General features: G+C 71.3%; 18 protein-coding genes, 2 tRNA genes and 1 pseudogene. 11 read left to right on the top strand and 10 right to left on the bottom strand.

Features of this window, described 5'->3' with window-relative positions; translation table 11 throughout:
• Positions 1-45: 45 nt before the first annotated feature.
• The 3 genes from HGG74_RS17790 to HGG74_RS17780 form a co-directional block, all read right to left on the bottom strand.
• Positions 46-134 (bottom strand) — tRNA-Ser (locus HGG74_RS17790).
• Positions 135-250: 116 nt separating this feature from the next.
• Positions 251-1,111, bottom strand: coding sequence for a phosphogluconate dehydrogenase C-terminal domain-containing protein (locus HGG74_RS17785; protein ID WP_168488534.1), 861 nt, complete (start codon positions 1,109-1,111; stop codon positions 251-253).
• A 1-nt stretch (position 1,112) separates the two neighbouring features.
• A complete protein-coding gene (locus HGG74_RS17780) occupies positions 1,113-1,910 on the bottom strand; it encodes a sugar phosphate isomerase/epimerase family protein (RefSeq protein WP_168488532.1) in 798 nt (265 codons plus the stop codon).
• Between the two features lie 150 nt (positions 1,911-2,060).
• Here HGG74_RS17780 and HGG74_RS17775 point away from each other — a divergent pair, with 150 nt between their 5' ends.
• The 3 genes from HGG74_RS17775 to HGG74_RS17765 all read left to right on the top strand — a co-directional run bounded on the left by HGG74_RS17775 (position 2,061) and on the right by HGG74_RS17765 (position 5,613).
• The gene (locus HGG74_RS17775) at positions 2,061-2,804 is read left to right on the top strand and encodes a FadR/GntR family transcriptional regulator (RefSeq protein WP_168488530.1); all 744 of its coding nucleotides are present in this window, start codon (positions 2,061-2,063) and stop codon (positions 2,802-2,804) included.
• Positions 2,805-2,962: 158 nt separating this feature from the next.
• Complete coding sequence (locus HGG74_RS17770; RefSeq protein ID WP_168488528.1) at positions 2,963-4,804, top strand: D-apionate lactonase family protein; 1,842 nt, start codon at positions 2,963-2,965, stop codon at positions 4,802-4,804.
• Between the two features lie 62 nt (positions 4,805-4,866).
• Positions 4,867-5,613, top strand: coding sequence for an SDR family NAD(P)-dependent oxidoreductase (locus tag HGG74_RS17765; RefSeq protein WP_168488526.1), 747 nt, complete (start codon positions 4,867-4,869; stop codon positions 5,611-5,613).
• Between the two features lie 39 nt (positions 5,614-5,652).
• Here the strand turns inward: HGG74_RS17765 and HGG74_RS17760 are convergent, their stop codons facing one another.
• On the bottom strand, positions 5,653-7,752 hold the full coding sequence (locus HGG74_RS17760; RefSeq protein ID WP_376766156.1) for a prolyl oligopeptidase family serine peptidase: 2,100 nt from the start codon (positions 7,750-7,752) through the stop codon (positions 5,653-5,655).
• 166 nt (positions 7,753-7,918) lie between these two features.
• On the opposite strand from HGG74_RS17760, the gene HGG74_RS17755 reads away from it, so the two are divergent.
• Together HGG74_RS17755 and HGG74_RS17750 are read left to right on the top strand one after the other, a co-directional pair.
• On the top strand, positions 7,919-8,383 hold the full coding sequence (locus HGG74_RS17755; RefSeq protein WP_246263014.1) for a QcrA and Rieske domain-containing protein: 465 nt from the start codon (positions 7,919-7,921) through the stop codon (positions 8,381-8,383).
• An 84-nt stretch (positions 8,384-8,467) separates the two neighbouring features.
• Positions 8,468-10,429, top strand: a complete 1,962-nt coding sequence (locus HGG74_RS17750) for an FAD/NAD(P)-binding protein (protein WP_168488520.1) — start codon at positions 8,468-8,470, stop codon at positions 10,427-10,429.
• Between the two features lie 110 nt (positions 10,430-10,539).
• Here HGG74_RS17750 and HGG74_RS17745 read toward each other — a convergent pair whose 3' ends face one another.
• From HGG74_RS17745 to HGG74_RS17730, 4 genes and pseudogenes are all read right to left on the bottom strand, one after another.
• Positions 10,540-13,089 carry an ExeM/NucH family extracellular endonuclease gene (locus HGG74_RS17745; RefSeq protein WP_168488519.1) on the bottom strand — a complete coding sequence of 850 codons (2,550 nt, stop codon included), beginning with the start codon at positions 13,087-13,089 and terminating at the stop codon, positions 10,540-10,542.
• Positions 13,090-13,124: 35 nt separating this feature from the next.
• Positions 13,125-14,975: pseudogene (locus HGG74_RS17740) on the bottom strand (bifunctional metallophosphatase/5'-nucleotidase); the annotation flags it as partial.
• 225 nt (positions 14,976-15,200) lie between these two features.
• Positions 15,201-15,965, bottom strand: a complete 765-nt coding sequence (locus HGG74_RS17735) for a VOC family protein (RefSeq protein ID WP_168488515.1) — start codon at positions 15,963-15,965, stop codon at positions 15,201-15,203.
• 125 nt (positions 15,966-16,090) lie between these two features.
• Positions 16,091-16,178, bottom strand: a tRNA-Ser gene (locus HGG74_RS17730).
• Between the two features lie 76 nt (positions 16,179-16,254).
• Here HGG74_RS17730 and HGG74_RS17725 point away from each other — a divergent pair.
• The 6 genes from HGG74_RS17725 (at position 16,255) to HGG74_RS17700 (ending at position 21,648) form a co-directional block, all read left to right on the top strand.
• The gene (locus HGG74_RS17725; protein ID WP_168488513.1) at positions 16,255-17,241 is read left to right on the top strand and encodes an NAD(P)H-quinone oxidoreductase; all 987 of its coding nucleotides are present in this window, start codon (positions 16,255-16,257) and stop codon (positions 17,239-17,241) included.
• A 202-nt stretch (positions 17,242-17,443) separates the two neighbouring features.
• A complete protein-coding gene (locus HGG74_RS17720) occupies positions 17,444-19,741 on the top strand; it encodes a carbon starvation CstA family protein (RefSeq protein ID WP_168488511.1) in 2,298 nt (765 codons plus the stop codon).
• Positions 19,741-19,953 carry a YbdD/YjiX family protein gene (locus tag HGG74_RS17715; RefSeq protein ID WP_168488509.1) on the top strand — a complete coding sequence of 71 codons (213 nt, stop codon included), beginning with the start codon at positions 19,741-19,743 and terminating at the stop codon, positions 19,951-19,953. The genes HGG74_RS17720 and HGG74_RS17715 overlap by 1 nt, the downstream gene beginning before the upstream one ends.
• A 143-nt stretch (positions 19,954-20,096) precedes the next feature.
• The gene (locus HGG74_RS17710; protein ID WP_168488507.1) at positions 20,097-20,489 is read left to right on the top strand and encodes a hypothetical protein; all 393 of its coding nucleotides are present in this window, start codon (positions 20,097-20,099) and stop codon (positions 20,487-20,489) included.
• 41 nt (positions 20,490-20,530) lie between these two features.
• On the top strand, positions 20,531-21,175 hold the full coding sequence (locus HGG74_RS17705) for a proteasome activator (protein WP_168488505.1): 645 nt from the start codon (positions 20,531-20,533) through the stop codon (positions 21,173-21,175).
• A 5-nt stretch (positions 21,176-21,180) separates the two neighbouring features.
• Positions 21,181-21,648: a hypothetical protein gene (locus HGG74_RS17700; RefSeq protein ID WP_168488503.1), complete on the top strand. Its 468-nt coding sequence runs from the start codon at positions 21,181-21,183 to the stop codon at positions 21,646-21,648.
• 117 nt (positions 21,649-21,765) lie between these two features.
• Here HGG74_RS17700 and malQ read toward each other — a convergent pair whose 3' ends face one another.
• Both malQ and HGG74_RS17690 read right to left on the bottom strand, forming a co-directional pair.
• Positions 21,766-23,952 (bottom strand): 4-alpha-glucanotransferase, encoded by a 2,187-nt coding sequence (gene malQ / locus HGG74_RS17695; RefSeq protein ID WP_168488501.1) that lies wholly within the window; start codon positions 23,950-23,952, stop codon positions 21,766-21,768.
• Positions 23,953-24,221: 269 nt separating this feature from the next.
• Positions 24,222-25,136 (bottom strand): hypothetical protein, encoded by a 915-nt coding sequence (locus tag HGG74_RS17690; protein ID WP_168488499.1) that lies wholly within the window; start codon positions 25,134-25,136, stop codon positions 24,222-24,224.
• Positions 25,137-25,479: the final 343 nt, after the last annotated feature.

Raw genomic sequence — 25,479 nt, 5'->3', positions numbered from 1 at the left:
ATGTCGCGGGACATCCGTAACCGATGTCCCGCGACATCACAAACGCGGAGACGGGGGGATTTGAACCCCCGGTCGAGTTTAACCCCGACCCTTCATTAGCAGTGAAGTCCATTCGGCCGCTCTGGCACGTCTCCAATGGTGCTGTTTCCAGCCCACCTAGATTACCCAGAATTGCCCCCGAAGAGCAAAACCCGGGAGGCGGCCGCAGGGAAGCCGGGCTGCCGCCTCCCGGCCGGCCTGCGTGGCCGGGTCAGTCCGCGGCGGACTCCAGCTTGAGCATCCGCGCAATCACCTTGTCCAGTTCGGCATCGTCGAAGATCTTCTTCCAGTCCTCCCGGATGATGGTGTCCCTGCCGTACTGGATGGCGATCTCGCAGGCCTCGGAGAACGGGTTGGAGCCGCGCAGCGCGTTGGTCAGCGCGATCTGCACGTGGCCGAACAGCATGGCCTTGGCCGCCTCCTCCGGCACGCCCACGGTGTGCACGGTTTCGTGCAGCGCCTCGTTGAGCAGGGTGCCGATCATGCAGGCCACGGTCTCGACCAGCGTGGGCTCGAGCACGGCCAACTGCTTGACGGTGACCCAGTGGACGTCGATGACCGGGGCGTAGATGACGCGGATGACGGCCTCGGCGGCGGCCTTGGTCTCCCCGGGGGCGTCTTCGTCGATCGCGGCCACGACGTTCTGCGGGGCTGCTTGGCCGCCGAAGGTGTCAGCCCATTCTTCCATGGTGGTGCGCTCGAGGAACACGGAGGGGTGGCACGGGTGGGCGACGGCCTGGGTGACGTCCGCGCGCCTGGCCAGCAGGCCGGCGTAGGCGGCGGCCGGGTCGAGGGTGAGCAGGATGGAACCGGCCTTCATCCAGGGAACCACTGCCTCGGAGACGGCCCCGAGGGCGGTGTCCGGCACGGCGAGGATGACGACGTCGGCGTCCGGCACCGCCTCGTCGGTGCCGGTGATCTCCCGGCCTGCGGCGCGCACGCGCTCCTGGCCGGCGGGGGAGTTCTCGCTGTAGAAGACGGTATGGGCGCTCTTTTGCAGGTTGGCCGAAACGCGCATCCCCATCTTGCCCCCGGCCCCGATCACGGCGACGGTCAAAGCTTCTGCTGGCATGTCACTTGCTCCTTAGGAAATCGAGGCTCTGCCGGGTCCACTGGTTTTCGAGGCGGATGGTTTCCTCCGCGGAGCCCTGCCAGGGCAGCCAGTGCTCGATGATCTGGTTGATGTTTCTTTCCTTGGGCTGCAGCTTGCGGACCATGTAGTCATAGTCCAGCAGGCCTTCGCCCAAGGGCGCGCCGGCATAGGTGAAGCCGACCCACCCTTCCCTGCGGCTGAACGCAAAGTCCTTGATATGCATGTTCAGGACGTACGGGGCGACCGCGTCGATCACCTCGCGGGGCATCTCCAGCGCCGCGACCGTATTGGCCGGATCGCTGCAGATGCCCAGGAGCGGGTTGTCGACGCGGCGGATGACCTCCAGCACATCCGCGGTCGGTACCTGCTCGTAGGTTTCCACGGCGATCTTCACTCCGGCGGCTTCGAACGCCGGCAGCACGCCGGCCAGGATCTGTGCCGCCTCGTCCACCGTGGGGGAGTGCCCGGGGACCTTGAACATGGTCCGCACGAGGGGCGATCCCAGGATTCCGGCGGTGTCGAGGAACCGGAGCAGGTGCTCCCGGCGGATGCCCTTGGTGCCCAGTTCCAGCGAGAAGCCGAGCGAGTCCGCGGTATCCCGCACGGCCTGCAGTTCCCGGCCGCCCATGGCCTCGAGCGGGGCGTAGTCGCAGATCTGGAACAGCTGCACGCCCAGGCCGGCGGTCCGTTCCAGCACCTGGTGGAGGGTCAGCGGTGCCGGGACCCGGTCCGAGAGCTGCCAGAAGAAGGCGTAGGTGCTCAGTCCGATGGTGCTCATCGCCCTCCTTCCGAAGCGGCGGCGAAGGACCTCCCCCGAGGATGGACAGGGCCCGGGCAGCGCAGCGCGTGATCTCCACCATAGGGCCGGAACTAAAATTGGTCAACCGGTTGACTTCTTAGTGGTCCCGCCGGTTGCTAGTCTGTGAGTGTGTCCGCAAATTCCGCCGCTTCATCGGCCAAGATCAGCGCCGCGCTGGGTTCCGTGGGGCAGGGTTCGGTTGTCTCGGAGGTGGCCGAACGGCTGCTCGCCTATTTCATCAGCGGGGACATTGCGCCGGGGACGCGGCTGCCGGCCGAGCGCCAGCTGGCGGCGTCCCTGGGGGTGGGCCGGTCCGCGGTGCGGGAGGCGCTGGCGGCCCTGGAGATCCTCGGCGTCGTGGTGGTCCGGCCCGGCTCCGGCACGTATCTGCGCGACGGCGTGTCCGAACTGCTGCCCCGGACCCTGAGCTGGGGGCTGATGCTGGGCGAGCCCCGGACGCGCGAACTGGTCGAACTCCGCGGGGGCCTGGAGGTGCAGGCCGCACAGCTGGCGGCCCGGCGGATCGCCGGCGATGCCCTCGGGCGCATGCGGGACAGCCTGGCGGCCATGGAGGCGAACCTGGGGGATCTGAGTGCGTTCGTGGAGGCCGACGCCGCGTTCCACCGGGAGATCGCGGCCGCCTCCGGAAACCAGGTGCTGCAGGAACTGCTGCAGAGCATCCGGTCCCTGCTCAGGATCTGGGTGGACCGCGCCCTGACCGACGAGGGGCACGCCGCCGCGGCCCTGGCCGAGCACCGGGCCGTTTTCGGGGCCTTGGAGGCCCGCGACCCTGCGGCGGCCGCACGCGCCATGGAGTCCCACATGGGGACGGCGGCTGCGCGCCTGCTGGCCGGCTTCGAATCCGCCCGGTAGGAGCCCGGACCGGCGGATATTGGTCAACCGGTTGACTTGTTGCGGGTCCGCTTCGATAATCAGTGTGATCCGCGTCCTGCAGGTCCCGCCGAAGGAACCTGCCCGAGCAACGCCGGCACCTGCGCCGAATCGGCAGCGGTCCGGCAGAGAGCAGCGCCGTGTTCTCCGAGCAGAACTCCATCCGGCCGGCCGCCGGCCCTGCCCCGGATCCCCGCCTTGACCCCGAGGTGCGTGTGCTCCATGCCGGCCCGTGGACGGTGGAACTGGCCGGGGACGAGCTCGGCAATATCACCTACGCCGGGCGCCCCGTCCTGCGCGCGGTCAAGGCCGTGGTCCGCGACCATGAGTGGCGCACCCTGGAACCTTCGGTGCAGGACCTTGACATCAGCGGGGACGGAGAGCGGCGGACGGTCTCCTTCACGGTGGCCTACGCGGGCCACGGCGCCCGGTACGAGGGCCGGATCGCGGCCACGCTGTCCCCGGACGCGCTGGAGGTCGGCTTCGAAGGCCGCGCCGTGGCCGCCTTCCGCAGCAACCGGATCGGCCTGGTCGTCCTGCACCCGCCGTCCGACGCCGGACGGGCGCTGACGGTCATCCGGACCGACGGCAGCACTGCGGCCTCGCGCTTTCCGGTGGAGATCAGCCCGCACCAGCCGTTCACCGACATCGCCGCGCTGGAGTGGGCCGATGCAGGCACCGTGTTCACGCTCTCGTTCACCGGGGATGTCTTCGAAACGGAGGACCAGCGTAACTGGACCGACGCGAGCTTCAAGACCTACAGCACCCCGCTGTCCAAGCCGTTCCCGGTGTCCGTGGCCGCCGGCGACGTGGTCCGCCAGGGCATCTGGCTGCAGGCGGCCGGGCCCGCAGGAACTACGGCCGCTACCGCGGCCGGAACCGCGGCGGCGGCAACCGCCATGGTCACGGTCGGCGGGACCGTGGCCCGCGTGCCGCCGCTGGCCCTGGCGGCCGGGGACGCCCCCGGCACGCTGCCCCCGCTGCCGGGCCTGGACGCAGTGCTGGTGGAACTCACCGGCCCGGAGGACGGGTGGGGCAGCAGGCTGGAGGCCGCCGCCCGCGAGGCGGCCGGCCACGGGGCGGCCCTGGACGTGCGGGTGGTGACCGCCGCGCCCGAACGGGTGGCGGCGGCACTGGCGGGCCGGCTGGACGGCGTTGCCCGGCTGGGGGTGTTCGACCCGGCCAGCCACGTCACCGAGCCCGAAGCCTGGCAGGTGGCCGGACAAGCGCTGGCCGCCGCCGGCTTCCGGGGCCAGCTGCTGGCCGGCACCCGCGCCCACTTCACCGAACTGAACCGCAACAGCGGGCGGATGCCCCGGGATGCCGCTGCCCTGACGTTCAGCATCACGCCGCAGATGCACAGCACCGACGTCCGGCACATCGTCGAGTCGGTGCCCATGCAGCGGCTCGCCGCGCAGAACGCGCTGCGCCTGGCGGCCGGCCGCCCGGTGCACGTCGGGCCGGTGACCCTGCGGCCGCGCTTCAATGCCGTGGCCACCAGCGGAACCGCCGGGACGGCGGAGAGCGACGAACTGCAGGCCGGCCCGTTCACGGCGGCCTGGACCCTGGCCAGCATCGCGGCCCTGTCCCCGGAGGGGGTGGCCTCCGTCTGCTACTTCGAGCCGTCCGGGCCCCGGGGCATCTGCGCCGCGGACGGGCGCCTGTACCCGGCGGGGCAGCTGTTGCGGCAGCTGGCCGCACTCAAGGGCGCGCCCGTGCTGGCGGCGGTGCCGGAGGCCCCGGGCCCGGTGGCCGTCTACCCGGTCAGCGTCCCCGGCGCGGTCCTGCTGTTCGCCGCCAACCTCTCGCCGCGGCCGGCGTCGGCCGAGATCCTGCTGCCGGCCGGCAGCGACGCCGGCACGGCGGCGGCAACGGTCATCGGCACCGGTGGGCCGGGGACGCACATCTCCGGCGAGGGCCGCCGGCTGCGCGCCGTCCTGCAGCCCTGGGCCACCGCGGTGGTCCGGGCCCGGACCGGATGAGCAGCCAACCCGCAGGATCCCCGCGGCGCACCCGGCCCCGCGGCAGAGAGTCAGGAGAGCCAATGGGAGCCCGTCTTGCAGGAAAGTCCGCCCTGGTGACCGGGGCCGGCTCAGGCATCGGCCTGGCCGTGGCCCGGCGCTTTGCCGCCGAAGGGGCCCGCGTGTACTTTGCCGACATTAATGCCGGCGCCGCCGGGCAGGCTGCCGGGGCCGCCGGCGGCACCGCCTTGCCCATGGATATTTCGGACGAAACCAGCGTCGAGGCAGCCTATGCCGCGATTGCCGCGGACGGGCCGCTGGACATCGTGGTGGCCAACGCCGGAGTGCAGCTGTTCGGCCAGGACGCCAAGGTCGGGGACCTGGACCTCGCGGTCTGGGAGAAGACCGTGGCCGTCAACCAGCGCGGGACCTTCCTGACGCTCAAGCATGCGGTCCGCGCCCTGGAGGGCCGCGGCGGCTCGATTATCTGCACCGGCAGCCCCACGGCGGTGGTCGCCTGCGGACAGACCTTCACCGCGTATTCCAGTTCCAAGGCCGGCGTGCACGGGCTTGCCCGGGTGGTGGCTGCCGACTACGCCAAGGCCGGCATCCGGGTCAACACGGTGGTTCCCGGGTACACGGAGACGCCCCTGGTGCAGGCCATCGCCACGGACCCGGACAGCCGGGCCGGGCTGGTGGATGCCACCATGCTGGGGCGGGCGGGCACGGCCGCCGACGTCGAAGGCATCATGGTGTTCCTGGCCAGCGACGAGTCCGCCTACGCGACCGGCGGGCTGTTCACCGTCGACGGCGGCCTGACCGCGCTCTGACCCGGCCCGGGAGGCTGCCGCTTCCCGCCGGCATCCGGCTCAGCGGGTGAGCGCCTGCCACAGGAACGCGTTCGAGAGCGCCTGCAGCCGCGCCGCCTGCCTGTTGTCGCTGGCGCCGGCGTGCCCGCCCTCGAGCGCCTCGTGGAACCAGACGTTCTCCACGCCCAGCCCCAGCATCCGCGCGGCCATCTTCCGCGCCTGCACCGGGCCCACCCGGTCATCGGAGGTGGCGGTCCAGATGAAGGTCTCCGGGTACTCGGTGCCGGCCTGCAGCAGGTGGTAGGGGGAGAAGGTGCGGATGAACTCCCAGTGCTCCGGATTGTCCGGGTCCCCGTATTCGGCAATCCAGGAGTAGCCGGCGGAGAGCTTGGTGTACCGGCGCATGTCCAGCAGCGGCACCCCGCAGGAGACGGCGCCGAACAGGTGCGGGTAGCTGGTGAGCATGTTGCCCACCAGCAGGCCGCCGTTGGAGCCGCCCGAGCAGCCCAGCCGTTCCCGCGAGGTGACCCCGCGCTCGATCAGGTCCTGGGCGACGGCGGCAAAGTCCTCGTAGGCCCGGTGCCGGTTGGCCTGCAGCGCGGCCCGGTGCCAGGCCGGCCCGTATTCGCCGCCGCCGCGGATATTGGCCAGCACGTAGACCCCGCCGCGGCCGCCGGCGGTGCGCCGTTCCAGCCAGCTGCGGCCCACGGTGCCGCTGTAGGCGGGGGTGCGGGAGATTTCGAAGCCGCCGTAGCCCGAGAGCACGGTGGGGTTGCCGCCGTCGCAGACCAGGTCCTTCGGCCCGACCTGGAAGTAGGGGACCCGGGTGCCGTCCTTGGAGGTGGCGAAGTGCTGCTCCACCCGGTAGCCGGAGGCGTCAAAGAACGACGGCGAGGCCTTGACCGCCGTCGTGCCGGTCCCGGCTGCGCCGGGGCCCAGGGTGCCGCGCGAGAGCGTGGACGGGGTCAGGAAGCCAGTGGCCACCAGCCAGTAGTCGTCCCCGTCCTCGTCGTCGACGCCGGTGGCCTCCACCGAGTGCAGCGGAGGGCAGTCGGCCAGCTCCCGGCCGGCCCAGCCGGCGGCCGGGTCCAGCACCAGGATCCGGGAGGAGACATCGCTGAGCAGGTTCAGCAGCAGGTAGTGCTCGGTCCAGCTCCAGGACTGCAGCGAGGTGCGTTCGTCCGGGCTGAACAGCACCGCCGGCTCGCGGTCACCGGCCAGGAACCGTTCCAGGTCCGCGGCCAGCAGCGAACCGGCCGGGAAGGTGCGCCCGGCCGGGGTCCAGTCGGTGCGCGGACGCAGCAGCAGCCAGTTCCGGTGCAGTTCCACGTTCACATCCGTGGGCACCTCGACGGCCACCCACTCCCCGTCCCGGCGCACGTGCGTGCGGGAGTTGAAGAAGTCGATCATGTCCACGGCCACGTCGCGTTCGAAGCCTGGCGTGTCATCGTGCCCGGCGAAGGCGAGCATGTGGTCCGCGGGCACCTCGAAGTACTCCTCGGCCGCCGCGGGCGCGGTACCGCGGCGCAGGATGCGGCTGCTGCGCGGATACGAGGAACTGGTGAGGGAACCGGGACCGAAGTCGGTGCCGAGCAGGATAGTGTCCGCATCCAGCCAGGAAACGTAGCTCTTGGCCACCGGGATGTCGAAGCCGCCGTCGACGAAGGCCCGGTCCTCGACGTCGAACTCGCGGATGCGCACCGCGTCCCCGCCGTCGGGGGACAGGCGCAGCAGCGCCCGCCGGTACCCGCCGTCCGGATCCCCGGCCGGCGGGCGCAGGAACGCGGAGCCGGCGTAGACCCATTCGATCCCCTCAGCCTCGGCGAGCGCGTCCACATCCAGCAGCACCTCCCATTCGGGGGAGTCCGTCAGGTAGCTCTCCCAGCGGGTGCGGCGCAGCAGCCCGCGCGGGTTGGCCTTGTCCCGCCAGAAGTTGTAGTACCAGCTGCCGCGCTTGGTGACCATGGGGATGCGCTCGTCCGAGTCCAGCACCTCGAGGATGCCGGCTTCGAGTCCGGCGAACTCGGCGTTGACCAGCTTGGCCTCGGTGCGGGCGTTCTGCCCCCTGACCCAGTCCAGCGGGCCGGTGCCGTAGATGTCCTCAAGCCAGAGGAATTCGTCGTGGGGTTCGTGCGCCGCGGGCTGGGTCATAGCCACCATCCTAAGGAGTCGGGCGCTCCCTGGCGGCATGGGCTGTTCCTGCACCGGCACAGACGGCCTCCCGGACAACCCGGGCAACCCCGAAACCCCGCAAAAAGACAGCCCGGGCCGCTGCGGATTGGCGGCAACCGGTGCGCCGAGGAGCCCGCAGGGTGAGAATGATGCCATGACCTCTGATGCCTTGCCCTCACGCCGCAGTCTGCTCGGTGCCACCGCCGCCGCCGGTACGGCAGGCGCACTGGCCTCCTGTGCCCCGTCAGGCAACGAAGGCCAGGCCGGCGGCGGCTCCGCGGCCCCGCCCGCCCCGGTCCCCTCCGGCGGCACTCCGGTGCGCGTCGGCCGGGTCAGCGATGTTCCGGTCGGCGGCAGCGCCAGCGGGGAAGCCTCCGGACAGAAGGTGCTCATCCACCGCCCGGACGAGGAAACGGTCCTGGCCTACAGCGCCATCTGCACCCACAAGGGCTGCACGGTAGCCCCGGTGCAGGCCGAGTTCGCCTGCCCCTGCCACGGGTCCAGGTTCAGCGTGGCCAACGGTACCGTGCTCGACGGGCCCGCGGCCGAACCGCTTCCGCGCCTGGCCGCCGCCATCGACGGCGAGTGGATCACGGTCGCCGCCCGTCCGGGCAGCTGAGCCGGCGGGAACTGCTGCGCTGAGGCAGCTCCGGCCACCGGATCTCCGGCGCGGCTGGCCGCGGCGCGGCGATATTCTGGGGGGATGGAGCAGCGCGCAGGGTACCGGGTGGCAATCGTCGGCGCCGGCCCGCGCGGCACCTCCGTCCTCGAGCGGCTGCTGGCCAACCTGCGGCTGCGCGGGGACGGTCCCGGCCTGCAGGTGCACCTGATCGATCCGTACCCGCCCGGTTCCGGCCATGTCTGGCAGCCGGGGCAGCCCCGGACCTTCCTGATGAACACCCCCTCCCTGTTCCCCACGGTGGTGCCTTCGGCCGGTCCCAGCGCCGACGGGCTCGAGGCCGAGCCGGTGGCGGGCACGGCCTTCGATATCTGGCGCCAGGCGGTGGCCGCCGGCACCATCGGCGCCGTTCCGGCCGCCGACCGCCAGGAAGCCGCCGCCCTGGCGCCGGCTGATTTCGCCAGCCGGGCCCTGTACGGGCGCTACCTGGAATGGACCTTCGCCCGCCTGGCCGCCGAGGCCGGGCAGGGACCGGGCCGGGTGCAGCTGAGCGTGCATGCCGCCGATGCGGTGCACCTGGCCGGCTCCGGCGGCGGCTGGCGGCTGGCACTGGCCGACGGCGGCACGGTGGCCGCCGACGCCGTCGTCCTGGCACTGGGGCACCTGCCGACGGCACTGAATACCGAGCAACAGGCCCTGCAGGACGCGGCAGCCCGGCACGGGCTGCAGTACCAGCCGCCCAACGTCCCGGCCGACGTGGACTGGAACCGGATCCCCGCCGGCCGGACCGTGCTGGTGCGGGGCATGGGGCTGAATTTCTTCGACGTGGTGGCGCAGCTGACCGAGGGCCGGGGCGGGACCTTCAAGCCCGGGGCAGACTGGCGGCTGGCCTACGAGCCCTCCGGCCGGGAGCCGCTGATCGTGGCCGGCTCCCGGCGGGGCACCCCGTACCGGGCCAAGGCGGTGCTGGACAGCTACCTTCCGGCGTCCCTGCAGCTGCGGTACTTCACCCGCAGCGCTGCCGCCGCACTCTACGGGAACGGCATCCAGCCCGGTTTCGACCATGACTTGTGGCCGCTGCTGCACCGGGACGTGCTGCGCACCTACTACGGCACGCTCGCCCGGGTGGAGCCGGGCATCATCAAGGGCCACCCGCATCAGTTCCTGGCGGGCCTGGACGACCTGCTGGCGCTCGACGCGGCGCCCGGCAGCCGGGTCCTGCTGGACCGGGTGCGCGCGTACGTGGCCGAATTCATTCCGGAAGCACGCCGGCTGGAGGTGGAGGCGCTGGCCCGGCCCTTCGGCGGCCGGAACTTCCCCTCGGGGCAGGCCTACCGCGAGGCGATGCTCGAGTACCTGGACGAGGATGCGGCCGGCTCGGCGTTGGGCGAGGACGATCCGCTGAAGATGGCCATCGGCGCGCTGAATGCGGGCCGGTCGCTGCTCAAGGAGCTGGTGGCCGACGGCGGGCTGACCGAGGCATCCTGGCAGTCCGAGCTGCGCGGCTGGTTCGAGCCGCTGGTGGAGGGGCTCGCCAGCGGGCCGCCGCCGCAGCGGATCCGGCAGCTGGCGGCGCTGGCCCGCGCGGGGATCGTGGAATTCGTCGGTCCGGACCCGCACTTCGAGGTGGACCCGGACACCGGCCGGTTCCGGGCCTTCTCGCCGTGGGTGGCGGAGAGCGTGCACGAGGGAGCCTACCTGGTGGAGGCGATGATGCCGGCCAACCGGGTCGGCCGGACCCTGTCCCCGCTGCTGCGCCGGGTGCTCGAGGACGGGCTGGGCCGGCCGCGGCTGATGCTCGGGGTTGAGGGCGGGCCGGTGGAAACCTCGGGGCTGGACGTCACCCGGCCGCCGTACCGGCTGGTCGGGGTCAACGGCCAGGTGACCGAGGGGGTGTACGTGCTGGGGCTGCAGCTGTCCTCGGTGCAGTGGGGCACCGCCATTGCCGCCGAGGCCGGTGCCTCCGTGCACGCCGGCGGCCGGACGCTCAAGGACGCCGACGACATCGCCCGGGACATCCTGGACCGCGCCGCCAAGCGCCCGTAGACGCGCCGGACCCCGCCGGCCGGGCACCACCCTCTCATCGACCTGGCAGATCAGGCCCGCTTCCACGTGGGAAGCGGGCCTGATCTGCCAGGTCGATGAAAGGGAGGGGACTACTTCTGTCCGGCGCGGGCCTCGTCCCGTGCCACGGGCAGGTCCAGGCCGACCAGCAGCGGGTCATGGTCGCTGGCCCGGTACATGTCCGGGGCATAGAAGTTGGTGGCGTTGTAGTTGTAGCGGCTGTATTCCAGCGCCACCGGCTCCACCGAGTTGATGTTCCAGATGTCCGCCCCCGTTACCGCCGCGTCCGCCGGGGCCGTGGCGAAGACATGGTCCAGCGAGCCGGACATGCCGTCGAAGCTGTAGGAGTACTTGCCGGTCCTGGCGCCCTGGCTGATGTAGCCGGCCTCCTCGAGGATCCGGACCGGGTCCTCGTGCTCGTAGGCATTGAAGTCCCCGGCCAGGAAGACCTTGTCCGTGCCGGCCCGCTCCTTCAGGACCTCCGCGAAGGCCACCAGCGCCCGGGCCTGGCCGACGCGGTCCGCGTTCCAGCCACCCTGGCCATGGTCCGCGTTCGGGCCACTGGCCGGGGCGGACCCCTTTGACTTGAAATGGTTCGCGATCACGATGAACTTGGTCCGGGCCGAACCGTGCCTGGCCTTGAAGGTCTGGGCCAGCGGTTCGCGGGCATTGTCGAAGTTCACTTCGTCGGACAGGATCACCGACTCGTCGATGGCCTGCACCGCAGCGCGGTTGTAGATGAATGCGGTGCGGATCACGTCCTCGTCCGCCACGGCCGGACGCTGCCCGGGGGAGCGGACGTAGTCCCAGGTGCCGGGCATGCCGGCGGATACCAGGGCCTGGTTCAGGGCCCCGGTCAGCGTGGCCAGGGCGGCGTCGCGGTCCTTGCCGAACTTGGCGGAGTTCTCGATTTCTTCCAGCGAGACGACGTCGGCGCCCAGGCCGTTGATGGCCGCGACGAGCTTGGCCTGCTGGCGCTGCAGGTTCCCGGCATTGGCCGCGCCGCGGGCGTCACAGCCGCCGCGGACCGTGACCGGGTTGCCGTCCCGGTCCGTGTAGAAGGTGCAGCCGGGCAGCTGGTCCCCGGTGGTGGTGAAGTAGTTCAGCACGTTGAAGGTGGCGATCCTGATGTTGCCGCCGACCTCCTCCGGGGCGTCCGTGCGGGTGTTCCCGAAGCCGGCCGGCTGCACCGTGTCCGCGTTGCCGGCGGTCAGCCGGGCCAGCGGCTGGAAGCGCCACTGGCTGAAGCGATAGTCCAGCACGACGTCGGAAGTGAAGTCCACGGCGGCGCCGACGCGCACGGGGGAACCGGGGGTGAGGTAGGGCAGCGGGGTGTCCTGGCCGGTCCGCAGGTAGTCGGTACCGGCGCCGTCGTCCAGCGTGACGGCACGGGCGGCGTTTTCCTCCGTCTGCTGCCAGAACGCGTCCGAGCCGTAGGCGCCCACCGAGGTGGGCTGGAGCAGCGGCCCGGTACCGGCGGCCAGGCCGATCTCGCCATACTGGTTGAGCCCGTGGTTGTCGGTCACGGTGAAATCCCCGCGCGGGCTGAGCAGCATGCCCTCGAACTTCTCGCGGTCGGCCTCAGCGGCGGGCCAGCCGATAGCCGCCGGCTTGACGGCCTCCGCCGGTTCGGCCAGCACCTCCAGCCCGCCCTCAGCGACGGACAGTTCGGTGAGCCCGAAGCGCTCGCCGACCGTGCCGGCGACCTGCACGTGGTCACCGGGCCGGACCTCGCCGACGGTGGCCGGCGAGTAGACGAAGACCGCGTCCGATGCCGTGCGCAACCGGGGTGAGGTGTCGCCGCCGGTGCCCGGCGTCTGGAGGTAGTAGCCGTTGAACCCGCCGGCCGGATAAGCGGCGGTGACGACGCCGCGCGTGGCCACCCTCTGCCCGGCCAGCGGGGAAGCGGCCCCGGTGCCCTGGATATCGGCGATGGCCCGGACGGCCGGTTCAGGGTCCGGCCCGGAGCCGGTGCCGGAGGCGGTCGGGGTGATGCCGGGGCTGAGGCCGAAATCAGCACGGTTGTCGTCGGTGTCCGCGGCGCCGGTGCGGTTCAGGGACTTCACGTCCGTATTGCCCGACGGTGCCGCGGCGGCCCTGCCCTCGAAGGTGTTGGAGCTGCCGTAGCCGAGCAGGTCCACCACCTTGGCCCGGTCCCGCACGTCGCCGGTGCCCAGCCCGGCCAGGGCGTCCGCCTGGCTGGCCAGGATCAGCGTGCCGCTGGTGCCCGAGGGCCTCAGCGTGCTGACCACGTCCGCGGCGGGCAATTCCGCCCCGTTGGTGCCGTTGGAACTGGCCTGCACCAGGAAGTGGCCCTTCGGGGCGATGCTGCCGTTCAGCGGCACCACCCCGGTGGGGTCCGCGGTGCCGGTGGCGGAGCGGTACTGCAGGGACCAGCCCTCCAGGCTCACGGCGGCGTCCGTGGGGTTGTAGAGCTCGACGAACTTGTTCCGGTACGCGGCGCCGGCGCTGCCGCCGGAGAGGTACGCCTCGTTGATGACCACCCCGGTACCGGCCGGGTTGGCGGCGGCCGGGGCCGCCGGGAACACCGGCGCGGCGGTCAGCGCGGCGGCGAAGCCGGCGGCCAGGACCGCGGCGGGACCGGTCCGCAGGGCGGGGAAGGAGCCGGTCGGCGCGCTCATGCGTCGGCCTTCCTTTCCGAGCCGGGGGTGGCCTTCGCGGGGACGGCGGAGGGCAGGCGGACGGTGGTGCCGGAGCCGGCGGCCGCCAGCTCGAAGTAGCCGCCCCTCAGCGAGGCCGGGGCGCGGAACGCCACGGTGGCCGCGCCGTCGGCGACCGGGTAGCTGCCTAGCTGCCGGGACTTACCCCGGGCATCCACGTAGGCCAGCGTCAGCTGGGTGTTCGCCGGGCTGCCCAGCGAGGTCAGGTCCAGCCGGGAGACCTGCACCGAGACCTGCTGCCTCGGGGCGATGCGGGCCGGAGCACCCTGCAGGACCACGCTGCGGCGGGCGAAGTCGGGGGAGACCGGGCTGTTGCCGCCCAGGTACCCAATCCAGGCGTCGCGGTCGATCAGGCCCGAATCCTTGGTGTTGCTGCCCTCGTTGAAGACGTGGAAGTTGTCCCCGCCCTGGGCCAGGAAGCTGAAGGTGCCCATGCGGTAGCCACGCTCCGGGTCCAGCGGCCGGCCGTTGATCCACACCCCGGTGATCCGGCTGCCTTCGGGCAGGGACGGGTCGTAGGTGTAGTGCACGTTCTTCGACAGGCCCAGCTGCAGGTAGGGCCGGGACGGGACCGTGCCGTCCGCAGTGCGCTGCCACTGCTGCTCGAGCAGGGTCCTGAACTGGGCGCCGGTGAGCGTGGTGGTCCACAGGTTGTTCAGGAACGGCAGCACCGCGTTGGCCTCGGCGTAGGTGACCTTGCCGTCCGGGGCGTAGTAGAGCTCGTTGCGCAGGCCGCCCGGATTGACGACGCCGATTTCGGCACCACCGCGCTCGCCGGGGGCGAGGCTGGCCAGCAGGGAGTCCGCCACCAGGTTGCCCAGCGTCGATTCGGCGGCGCGGTCGTCACGCTCGGCGGTGCCGTCCCCGTCGGTGTCCTTGAAGGCGGTGGTGATGTCGGCGGTGACCGACCCCACCTGCTGGGCACCCACCTGCTCGGCGTGGGCCAGGGCCGCGTCCACGACGGACTTGACCTCGGCCACGCGCGGGTACGCGGCCACCAGCTCCGCGTCGGCGGTGCCGGTGCGGTTGACGACGGCGGCGGAGTGGGCGGTGACCGCGCCGGCGGCCGGCTCGACGGAGAGCTTCACCTGGCCGACGTTCTCGCCGTAGGAGCCGGTCTGCACCACCGGCCGGGTCCTGCCGGGGGCGCCGGGGACGGGGGCGTCAAAGCTGTAGGCCAGGTGGGTATGGCCGTTGAAGATCACGTCCACCTCCGGCGAGGTCTCGTTCACGATCCGCCGGAAGACGGGGCTGGCCGCGGTGGCCGAGGCCAGGTCCGAGGCGGTGTTGGCGCCCTCGTGGTAGGAGGCGACAATGACGTCGGCCTCGTCCCCGGTGCCGTCGCTCAGCTGCGCTGCCACCCGGTTCACGGCCGCCACCGGGTCCCCGAACTCGATGGTGGTGATGCCCCCGGGACTGACCAGCGCGGCGGTTTCCTCGGTGACGACCCCGACCACCCCGACCGTGAGGCCGTTGACCGAGACGAGCCGGTATTCCTGCAGGGCGGGCACGGTGGTGCCGCGCCGGTAGACGTTCGCGCCCAGCTGCGGGTACTCGGCGGCCGCGGCGACACGCCCGGTGAGGTCCTCCAGCCCGCCGTCGAACTCATGGTTGCCCACCGCGCTGGCAGCCAGATCCAGTGCATTGAGGACGTCGATGGTCGGCCGGTCCCGCTGGACCGAGGAGGCGAAGACCGAGGCGCCGATGTTGTCCCCGGCCGAGGTGAAGACCGTTCCCTGCGGGTTTTCCGCCCGCAGCTGTTCCACGGTGCCGGCGAACTTGACGGTGTTCGCGTCGATCCTGCCGTGGAAGTCGTTGATGCTGAGCAGGTTCAGCTCCACTGTTGCGGCGGCGGTGTCATCGGCCACGGCGGGCGCGGCAAAGCCGCCGGCCAGCAGGCCGGCGGCCAGGACACAGCCCAGCGTGGACTTCGCAGATGAAGCCATGGGTACTTTCTCCAGTTCTTCCCGGATCTGCGGCGCATACCCGTGATGCGCCCAGCCGGGACCGATGAACCCGAGGTTACCCAGCGGTAAGTGTGAACGAAATACTTCGTGGACGGGAAGGGCGCATCAGACCGAAATCAGCATGAAGACCGCTCCGGCGGGGTCCGCCACCTGGGCCAGCCGGCCGAAGGGGGAGTCCCAGGCCGGACGCATCACCGTGCCGCCGAGCTCCTGGACCCGCAGCACCGCATCGTCCGTGTCCGGGGCGCCCAAGTACACCAGCCAGTGCGAGGTGGCCCCTGCCGGCAGGGTGGCGGCGGCATCGAGGATGCCGGCGGTCGAATCCCGGTACGGGCGGTTGAGCGTGTAGCGGAACTCCTCGCTGTCGCTCATCGTCTCGGTCTTCCAGTCGAAGGCCTGGGCGTAGAACGCGACGGAGGCCGCGTAGTCGGTGGACAGCAGTTCGAACCAGCACGGCGCCCCCGCTTCCCCGCTGAGCCCGAAGCCCAGGTGTGTCTCCGGCTGCCAGCCGCACACGAGGGCGCCGCCCGGATCCGCGAACACGGCCATGGTCCCCTGTTCGCCGACCTGCATCGGCTCGCGCAGGACCTGGCCGCCTGCCGCGACCACCTTCCGGGTGGTGGCGGCAATGTCCTCGGTGGCCAGATACGTGGACCAGCTGTCCCGCTGCTGCCCCGGCCCGGCCGGGGCCAGTCCGGCGACCGGCAGGCCGTCCTTGGAGAAGAGGACATAGTTGCCGTACTCCTCGCCGCCGGTTTCGGTCTGCCAGCCGAACAGGGAGGTGTAGAACGTCCGGGAACGGTCCGGATCCGCTGCGGCCAGGTCCAGCCAGCAGGGCGAGCCGGGGGTGAAATCTGCAGGAACGGGCATGGGGGATTCCTTTCAGGGCCCGGCCCCTGCGGCCTCCGCGGGCATCGCCGCACCCGGGGCCGGCTTCACTTCCGAGCGTAGCAAAGGACCGGCGGCTTCAGCAGAAGCCGCCGGTCCTCAAGGTGCGGAAGGTATGGGATTTGAACCCATGAGGCGGGGTTGCCGCCTACTGGTTTTCAAGACCAGCTCCTTCGGCCGCTCGGACAACCTTCCCTTCCCTGTAGTCTGACACGGGCGGTCGGGTGGGGGCAAAACTCCGGGCCCGCGCGGTGAGTGAAGGAGGCAGGGCATGAAGGCGGTTTTGTACGACGGCGCAGGCGGACCCGAGGTGCTGCGGCTGCGGGAGGTGCCGGCCCCGGTCCCGGCCCCCGGCGAGGTGCTGATCGACGTCGCCGCCGCCGGCCTGAACCGTGCCGACGTGCAGCAGCGCCGCGGCGTCTACCCGCCGCCGCCCGGTGCCTCCGAGGTGCCGGGGCTGGAGGTTTCCGGCCGGATTGCCGCCGTGGGCGACGGGGTGGCCGGGTTCGGACCCGGCGACGAAGTCTGCGCGCTGCTGGCCGGCGGCGGCTATGCCGAGCAGGTGGCGGTGCCCGCCGGGCAGGTGCTGCCGGTGCCGGCCGGCGTGGACCTGGCCACTGCCGCCGCCCTGCCCGAGGTCGCAGCCACGGTGTTCTCCAACCTGTTCATGACCGCCGCGGTGCAGGCCGGCGACCACGTGCTGATCCACGGCGGGGCCGGCGGGATCGGCACCATGGCGGTGCAGCTGGTGCGCGCCTTCGGCGCCGTGCCGATGGTGACCGCCGGCAGCCGGGCCAAGCTCGACGTCGCCCGTGCCCTGGGTGCCGAGGTGCTGATCAACTACCGCGAGGAGGACTTCGTGGCCCGGGTGCGGGAGGCCACCGGCGGCCACGGCGCGGACGTGATCCTCGACGTCGTCGGCGCCAAATACCTGGCGCGCAATCTCGAGGCGCTGGCCACCGCCGGACGGCTGGTGGTCATCGGGCTGCAGGGCGGGGCCCGGGCCGAGCTGGACCTGGGCGTGCTGATGCGCAAGCGCGCTGCGGTGATCGGCACCACCCTGCGCGCCCGGCCGGTGGAGGAGAAGGCGGCGATCATGCGCGCGGTGGCCGAGCACGTCTGGCCGCTGGTCGCTTCCGGCGCGGTGACCGCGCAGGTGGACAAGGTGTTCCCGCTCGCCGAGGCGGCCGCCGCGCACGAGTACTTCGATTCCGGCGACCATGTGGGCAAGATCCTGCTGGCGGTCGGCACCGCCTGACCTGCCGCCGGAAAAAGGCGGCGGGCCTGGCGCGCCGGTGAGCCGCCGGGCGCAGAAACGCGGCATTTCAGCGACGGCCCGGTGGCCGCGGCATCCGGCTATGTGATGGCGCCCCTGGCGCTGCTAGTGTGCTGGATATCCACAGTCTGTCCCTCTCCGGGAGGATTCCTGGACAGGGATCAAGGAGAGAGGTGCCAGCGCCATGTCAGAGGAACGCCCGGCGGAGCGGGGCCCCGCCCACTCCCGGTCCGACGTCCTGGTCCAGGACCCCAACCTTCCGCCGGTCGCCGTCGACCCCGGCACGCTGGCGGCGGAGGAACGCAGGTGGCCTCCGGCCAAGATCGCCCTCTGGGTGGCCATCGCGCTGCTCGGCGGCGTGGCCTGGAGCATGATCGCCCTGGTCCGCGGCGAAACCATCAATGCCATCTGGTTCGTCTTCGCCGCCGTGTGCACCTACCTGATCGCCTACCGCTTCTACTCGAAGCTCATCGAGAACAAGATCACCCGGCCCAACGACCTGCGCGCGACCCCGGCCGAGTACAAGGCGGACGGCAAGGACTACCACGCCACCGACCGCCGGGTGCTCTACGGGCACCACTTCGCCGCGATCGCCGGTGCCGGGCCCCTGGTCGGACCGGTGCTGGCCGCGCAGATGGGCTACCTGCCCGGCACCCTGTGGATCATCTTCGGGGTCATCCTGGCCGGCGCCGTCCAGGACTACCTGGTGCTGTTCTTCTCCATGCGCCGCGGCGGCCGCTCGCTCGGGCAGATGGCACGGGAGGAACTGGGCGTCATTGGCGGCACCGCAGCGCTGATCGCCACCCTGACCATCATGATCATCATCGTGGCCATCCTGGCGCTGGTGGTGGTCAACGCGCTGGGCGAATCCCCGTGGGGTGTCTTCTCGGTGGCCATGACCATCCCCATCGCGCTGTTCATGGGCGTCTATCTGCGCTTCCTGCGCCCGGGCAAGGTCAGCGAGGTTTCCCTGATCGGGTTCGTGCTGCTGATCGCCGCGATCGTCGCCGGCGGACTGATCGCCGAAACCTCGTGGGGCCAGGCGCTCTTCACGCTGGACCGCACCACGATCGCCTGGGGCATCATCATCTACGGCTTCATCGCCGCGGTGCTGCCGGTCTGGCTGCTGCTGGCCCCGCGCGACTACCTCTCCACCTTCATGAAGATCGGCACCATCGTGATGCTGGCGGTGGCGATCGTGCTGGTCCGGCCCGAAATCAACGTACCGGCGATGAGCGAGTTCGCCGGCCGCGCCGACGGCCCGGTGGTTCCCGGAACGCTCTTCCCGTTCCTGTTCGTCACCATCGCCTGCGGCGCGCTCTCCGGCTTCCACGCCCTGATTTCCTCCGGCACCACCCCGAAGATGGTGCACAAGGAGCGCCAGACCCGCTTCATCGGCTACGGCGGCATGCTGATGGAGTCCTTCGTGGCCGTCATGGCGCTGGTGGCGGCCCTCTCGATCGACCGCGGCATCTACTTCGCGATGAACTCCTCCGCCGCCGCCACCGGCGGCACGGTGGAAGGCGCCGTCGCCTTCGTCAACAGCCTCGGGCTGACGGGGGTGAACCTGACCCCGGAGATGCTCACCAGCCTGGCGGCCAACGTGGGCGAGGAATCGGTGGTCTCGCGCACCGGCGGCGCGCCGACCCTGGCCGTGGGCCTGGCCCAGATCATGCAGGGGTTGATCGGCGGCCTCGGGATGATGGGCTTCTGGTACCACTTCGCCATCATGTTCGAGGCCCTGTTCATCCTCACCGCCGTGGACGCCGGCACCCGCGTGGCCCGCTTCATGCTGCAGGACACCATCGGCAACTTCATCCCCCAGTTCAAGGACGTGTCCTGGCGGCCCGGGGTGTGGATCTGCACGGCCATCATGGTCGCCGGCTGGGGCTACATCCTTATCCTCGGCGTGACCGACCCGCTGGGCGGCATCAACACCTTCTTCCCGCTCTTCGGCATCGCCAACCAGCTGCTGGCCGCCATCGCGCTCGCCGTCTGCATGGCGATCGTGGCCAAGCAAGGGACCTTCAAGTACCTGTGGGTGGTGGCCGTGCCACTGACCTTCGCGGCAGTCATCACCATTACCGCCTCGATCCTGAAGATCTTCTCCCCGGACCCGCGGGTGGGCTACTGGGCGAACAACTTTGCCTACCGGGACGCGCTGGCCCGGGGCGAAACCAGCTTCGGGCCGTCCCCGGACGTCGCCTCGATGGAAGCGGTGGTGCGCAACACCACCGTCCAGGGCACCCTGTCCATTGTGTTCGTGGTGCTGACGATCATTGTCATCCTCATGGCCGCCATTGCCACAATCAAGTCCTGGCGCAGCGGCGGAGGCCGCAGTGCGGAGGAGCCCGCAGTGGTCTCCCGGACCTATGCCCCGGCCGGCCTGATCCCCAGCCCGGCCGAGAAGGAGCTCGAGGACCGGTGGAATGCCCTGCCTGTGGATCACCCGCACCTGCACCTGTTCCACCGGAGCCACTAATGGCCGCCGGGGAGCAGGCCCTGGGCAGGGTGCGCGCCGGCTGGCAGGGCTTCGTCTGGTACGTCAAGGCCGTGCTGGGCGAGGACGCCTACCAGGTCTACCTGGACCACCACCGCCGGGTGCACCCCGGGACCGAACCGATGAGCGAACGGGAGTTCTGGCGGGACAAGATGGACCGCCAGGACAGGAATCCGCAGGGCCGGTGCTGCTGATCCCGGTGCGCCGGGATGCCGCGTCCAGGATCCGGGCCAGGGGATGGTCATACTTGTTCATCTCCCGCCCGGAACCTGCCGGACCATGCCGGACAGGCGTGTACGCGGGGACCGCGGGGCCGGGCGGCCGATAGCATCATGGCATGCATGATGCCGTGGACGCCCTCGGGGTGATCTCCGAGTTCCTGACCTGGATCGGCCTGCTGCCCGGACTGGTGCTGCTACTGGCTGCCTGGGTCATGCGCCGCGCCCAGGGTGCCTGGACCACCGCCGACGGCGTGGCCTTCGCCGCGGCCGGGAAGGCTGGTTACCGCTGGTACGACCACCGGTTCCAGATCCAGGAAGCGCTGGTCCCGTCCGCGGAGGCACCGGTTCCGGGCACCGACGTGGTGGTCTACTACGACCGGCGCAATCCCCGCCGCTGGCAGCTGGAACCGCCACCGGTTGCAGGCCAGGTGCCCCGGATCCTGGGCCGGATCCTGACCGCCGTGGGCGTCGTGTCCGCCCTGGCCGGCATCATCCTCATGGCCGTGTAGGACAGGCCGGCCCCGCCGCCTCCGTCTGGCAAGATGGGACCATGAGTGAAGAGCAGGCAACGCAGTCGGAAGATCAGGTACTCGAGGGAGCCCTCGCTGCCGACGACGCCCAGGCCGCCGGGCCCGGGCCGGCGCAGCCGGCAGGGCCGGAAAAGGACCAGCGGCGCAAGCCCTCGACCCTGCATGACCTGGTGGACGAACCGGCCAAGGTCATGCGCATCGGGACCATGGTCCGGCAGCTGCTCGAAGAGGTGCGCAGCGCCCCGCTCGATGACGGCGCCCGGCGCCGCCTGGCCGAGATCCACGCCCGCTCTATCAAGGAGCTCGAGGACGGACTGGCCCCGGAGCTGGTCGATGAACTGAGCCGGATCGACCTGCCCTTCCCGGCCGACGTCACTCCGACGGATGCGGAGCTGCGCATCGCCCAGGCCCAGCTGGTCGGCTGGCTCGAAGGTCTCTTCCATGGCATCCAGACGGCCATCGCCGCGCAGCAGGCCGCCAACCAGCACCTGGCTGCCCAGCTCCAGATGCGCCAGCTGCCGCCGGGCACCATGATTGCCCCCGGCGTCGTCATCGGCGAGGACGGCGAGCCGCGCCGGGCCACCGGCATGGAAACCGAGAACGCGCCGCGCCCGAAAACGCCCCGCGAGGACGGCCAGCACGCCGGTCCCGGCCAGTACCTGTAGCAGCGTTGGCATTCTTCGGTGCCGCCCGGCAGGCACGCCGGGACGACCGGGAGCTGGGCAAGGGCATCTGGCGCCGCCTGCACGACCGCTACCTGCGCGGTCTGGACCGCTACCACCAGGTCCTTGAGGGCGTGGCGGACGAGCAGCTTTATGCCGAGCTTGTGGAGATCGCCAACGAGCTCTCCGGCCAGCTGCCCGAAGTGCGCCGCTGCTGCATGGCTGCCCGGCGCGAAGCCCCCGGCGAGGGCCTGGAGATTCCCGGTGGCCGCCTCGGACGGGTGCACCGGTACCTGTCCAAGGCCGGCAACTCCCTGGCCGCGGCGGCCGAGGCGGCGGCCATGGCCAGACTGGAGAGCGACCGGCGCCCCTCCACAGGCGTTGGCGCCGGCGGAGGGGCCGGCAGCGTGCGGCGCCAGGCCGCGATCGTGCTGGAGGACATCGCCGAAGCGGTCCGCAGCCTCGACGGCGGCTGACGGGCAGGTTGGGGCGCGAGGGCCCCGCAAGAGAGCGGCCAGGGGTCCCTGTGCGCGGAGCGTGCGGGGCAGGCCGTGAACGGGCGGCGGAGCCGACACTGCGGGAGCGCCCCAGCCTCAGCTCCGCTGGTGCAGGCCGTCCCGGACAGCGGCCAGCAGCGAGTCGAACCGGGCATCGCCGGCCAGGTCCTCCAGCAGCACCGGCCGGCCGGCGGCATCTCCCAGCGGCACCTGCCAGTTGGGGTACTCATCCCGGGTCCCGGGCTGGTTCTGCGCCCGGCGCTCGCCCACGGCGTCCACCAGCGAGACCTGCAGCAGCACGGACGGGGACTGCGCCAGCAGCCGGTGCAGCGCTTCGATGACCTCTTGCTCCGGCAGCCCGCCGTCCGCCCCGGACGCGGAACCTGTTTCCTGCGGCAGCAGCCCCCGCCGGCGCACCAGGTCCAGGAACGCGGCCAGGGACTCCTCGTGCTGGGCCTGCTCGTCCTCCAGTGCCCGGTTCAGCAGCCCCAGCCGCTGCCGCAGGCTCACATGCTCCCCGGCCAGATAGCCGGCGGTCGGGGGCAGGTCGTGGGTGTTGACGCTGGCCAGGCACAGCGTGCGGTACCGCTCCGGCGGCAGCGGACCGTCGCCGTCGTTCTCGAACCAGAGGATGGAGGTGCCCAGGATGCCGCGTTCGGCCAGGTAACCGCGCACCCACGGCTCCACCGTGCCCAGGTCCTCGCCGACGACGATGGCGCCGGCGCGCTGCGCCTCAAGCGCGAGGATGCCCACCAGCGCGTCGTGGTCGTAGTACACGTACGCGCCGTGGTCGGGGGTGTTGCCTTCCGGCACCCACCACAGCCGGAACAGGCCCAGCACATGGTCCACGCGCACCCCGCCGGCGTGGCGCAGCACGGTGCTCAGCATGTCGCGGAAGGGCGCGTAGCCGGCCTCGGCCAGCCGCTGCGGATGCCACGGCGGCTGGGACCAGTTCTGGCCCTGCTGGTTGTACATGTCCGGCGGGGCCCCGACACTTACCCCGGGGGCGAGCACCGGCCGCAGCGTCCAGGCATCCGCGCTGGCCAGGTCCGCGCCGACGGCCAGATCGTGCACCACGCCCAGCCGCATGCCGGCGGCGCGGGCCGAGCGCTGGGCCGCTTCCAGCTGCTCGTCGCAGAGCCACTGCAGCCAGCAGTGGAAGCCGATCCGCCCGTCCAGCCGGCCGCGCAGTTCCCGGGCCCGGGCGGAGCCGGGGCCGGCGGCGGGGTCCTGCCAGAACGGGTCCTCCGGTCCCAGCTCTTCGCGCAGCGCGCACCAGAGTGCGAAATCAGCCAGCCCGGACCCTTGCTCGGCCCGGAAGGCCTCGAAGGCGGCCTGCCGTGCCGGCGAGCGCCGCACCTCGTACAGCAGCTCAAGGGCCTCCAGTTTCGCCGCATACGCGCTGTCCCGGTCCAGCATGTCCGCGTTCTTGTTCAGCCGGCGTGCCCGCTTGGCCAGTTTCGCCAGGCGTTCGCGTTTTTTGGGCTTCAGGTAGGCCAGCTCCGGCACCGCCTCGATCCGCAGGTACAGCGGATTGAAGAAGCGCCGGGTGGAGGGTGAGTAGGGCGAGGGGGTTACCGGCGGGACCGGTTCGGCCGCATGCAGCGGATTGACCAGCACGAAGTCCGCCCCGCGCCCGCCGCCGAGGGCTGCCAGGTCCGCCAGGTCCGCGAAGTCGCCGATTCCCCAGGAGCGCTTCGAACGCACCGAGTACAGCTGGGCTGCCAGACCCCAGCCCCGCTGCCGCTCCAGCGGCTGCGCGGTGGAGAGCTGCTGCGGCACGACCACGAGCGTGGCCCGGGCCCGGGTGTCGCCGGAGACGGCGTGCAGGGTGTGCCAGCCCAGCGGCAGGTCCCGGGGCAGCCCGAAGGTGGCCCGGCCGGTCAGCACGCCGTCGACAATGCGCGGCTCCACCCAGATATCCCGCTGGACCGGGTGGTGCTTGCCGCCGTCCTCGGCCTCGATCCACAGCCGGACGTGCTCCCCGTGCCGGACATGGACCGGCACCAGGGTGTCGGCGCCGGCGCGGCTGACGACGGCGGGCGGCAGCATCCGCCGCCAGGGCGCCAGCTCGGCCTCCGCCAGGGCAGCCTCGAGCCGGTCCTGGGTGTCCGCGGGGACGCCGAGTGCGGCCAGGATCTTCACCAGGGTTTCCGGGTCGACGTCGCGCTGCTGCTGGTCCCAGCCGGAGAAGGAGGTGCCGATGCCGTGGGCCGCGGCCAGTTCATGGAGCATGGCTACGTCCAGGTGGGTGGATGCCGGTGCAGGGGTTGGTGTGTTCATCAGGTCCGCCTCTTTTCCTGCCGCGGCTGTGCCGGGCCGTCGCCGAACGGGAAGGTCACTGTGCCCAGCCTAAGCTGCCGAGGGCCCCGCCGCGAGCGGAGCGAGGGGCGGGAGGCGGCTCTGGCGCTAACGTACGCAGCCTGCCCCGGGCGCTCTGCGCACGGGGCCCCAGGCTGCTGCTGTCCGGCCGGGGGCCCCGCCACGGGCGGAGATGCCGGTGGCCGGTGTCCGTGCGGACACCGGCCACCGCTGCCGGAAGGAACGAAGCGTCAGCCCAGGACGATTTCCTCCAGCTGCCTCGACTTGCGCCAGAAGTCCAGTTCGACGACGGTCCGGCCTGTGACCAGGTCCGCAGTGGTGCCCTCGTCATCGGTGTTCCCGGAATCGTCGGACCCTCCGGTGCCTTCGTCGCCGGAGCCTTCGGAGCCGTCATCCCCGGCGGACTCGATTTCGATCTCGGTCCGGGAGGTCACGGCCGCGGTGACGGTGGTGCCGTCGGAAGTGGTGATCACCAGGACCTGGGTTTCGGCGTCGTAGGAGGCGATGGTGCCCAAGACTTCGCCCTCGTCCTCATCCGCCGTGCCGTCATCGTCCGCGTCGCGGAGGCAGCGGTCCTTGCTGCTGTCGTCCTCGTCCTCGTTCAGCCGGCTGTCCGCGTCGGCATCTTCGGCGCCGTCGTCCACGCCGTCGCCGTCCGAGTCGGCGGAGCCGGCATCGAGGCCGAGTTCGTTCTCGTCCTCGTCCGCGACAAAGTCGCCGTCGGTGTCATCGTCGTCCGCGGAGCACCGTTCCCGCGCATCGTCCTCGTCCTCGTTGGCGATGCCGTTGCCGTTCCGGTCCTCGTCGCCGTCCAAAATGCCGTCCCCGTCGGTATCGGCGATGTTGAGGGCAGTGCGCGTGCTGACCTCGTCCTTGTCGTCCTGCCCGTCGTTGTCGGTGTCCTCGTCGCGGGGGTTGCCCTTGCGCTTGTATTCCTGGAGGTTGTTCAGACCGTCCCGGTCAAAGTCCGAGCGGGAGTCCTTGCTGCTGCGCGGGTTGAGCTTGTACTTGGCTTCCCAGCTGTTGGAGATGCCGTCGCGGTCCGAATCCTTCGCTTTGGCTGCGGCGGCCGGGCCGGCCGGCGTGGCGACCAGGGCTGCAGCCAGACCTGCGGCGGCGGCGCAGGTGAAGATGCGTTTGATCATGCGGTGCTCCTCATAAGGCAGGTGGCGTCGGCCGAGTGAATCGGTTAAGCAAAGAGTAGGCAGCATGGCGGAATCCCAACAGGGTTCGCGCGGGAATTTGGCCGGCGGGGCGGCAAATTGTGTTCCCGCCATGGCCCGGGCCGGAACATCACCGCCATTTTTTCGTATCAATGGAAAAACCCGCGAGGCCTGGCCGCGGCGCAGGCCAAACTGGGTGCAGAGGATGCGCACAGCGGGCACGCCGGCGGGAACCAGCCGAGGCGGCGCCAGTGGCAGCCGAACGACCTGATGAATGGAAGGTGTGGGGAGCATGGGCATGACCGGCCGCCGTGCAGGAACATTG

Source organism: Arthrobacter mobilis, from assembly GCF_012395835.1.
Classification (GTDB): Bacteria; Actinomycetota; Actinomycetes; order Actinomycetales; family Micrococcaceae; genus Crystallibacter; species Crystallibacter mobilis.
This window is presented reverse-complemented; position numbering and strand designations above follow the sequence as displayed.

Bases quoted from the DNA above. Each gene is read 5' to 3' on its own strand.
- HGG74_RS17785 (WP_168488534.1), bottom strand. From the start codon at position 1,111: ATGCCAGCAGAAGCTTTGACCGTCGCCGTGATCGGGGCCGGGGGCAAG.
- HGG74_RS17780 (WP_168488532.1), bottom strand. From the start codon at position 1,910: ATGAGCACCATCGGACTGAGCACCTACGCCTTCTTCTGGCAGCTCTCG.
- HGG74_RS17765 (WP_168488526.1), top strand. From the start codon at position 4,867: ATGGGAGCCCGTCTTGCAGGAAAGTCCGCCCTGGTGACCGGGGCCGGC.
- HGG74_RS17760 (WP_376766156.1), bottom strand. From the start codon at position 7,752: ATGGTGGCTATGACCCAGCCCGCGGCGCACGAACCCCACGACGAATTC.
- HGG74_RS17755 (WP_246263014.1), top strand. From the start codon at position 7,919: ATGACCTCTGATGCCTTGCCCTCACGCCGCAGTCTGCTCGGTGCCACC.
- HGG74_RS17750 (WP_168488520.1), top strand. From the start codon at position 8,468: ATGGAGCAGCGCGCAGGGTACCGGGTGGCAATCGTCGGCGCCGGCCCG.
- HGG74_RS17745 (WP_168488519.1), bottom strand. From the start codon at position 13,089: ATGAGCGCGCCGACCGGCTCCTTCCCCGCCCTGCGGACCGGTCCCGCC.
- HGG74_RS17735 (WP_168488515.1), bottom strand. From the start codon at position 15,965: ATGCCCGTTCCTGCAGATTTCACCCCCGGCTCGCCCTGCTGGCTGGAC.
- HGG74_RS17725 (WP_168488513.1), top strand. From the start codon at position 16,255: ATGAAGGCGGTTTTGTACGACGGCGCAGGCGGACCCGAGGTGCTGCGG.
- HGG74_RS17720 (WP_168488511.1), top strand. From the start codon at position 17,444: ATGTCAGAGGAACGCCCGGCGGAGCGGGGCCCCGCCCACTCCCGGTCC.
- HGG74_RS17715 (WP_168488509.1), top strand. From the start codon at position 19,741: ATGGCCGCCGGGGAGCAGGCCCTGGGCAGGGTGCGCGCCGGCTGGCAG.
- HGG74_RS17710 (WP_168488507.1), top strand. From the start codon at position 20,097: ATGCATGATGCCGTGGACGCCCTCGGGGTGATCTCCGAGTTCCTGACC.
- HGG74_RS17705 (WP_168488505.1), top strand. From the start codon at position 20,531: ATGAGTGAAGAGCAGGCAACGCAGTCGGAAGATCAGGTACTCGAGGGA.
- malQ (WP_168488501.1), bottom strand. From the start codon at position 23,952: ATGAACACACCAACCCCTGCACCGGCATCCACCCACCTGGACGTAGCC.
- HGG74_RS17690 (WP_168488499.1), bottom strand. From the start codon at position 25,136: ATGATCAAACGCATCTTCACCTGCGCCGCCGCCGCAGGTCTGGCTGCA.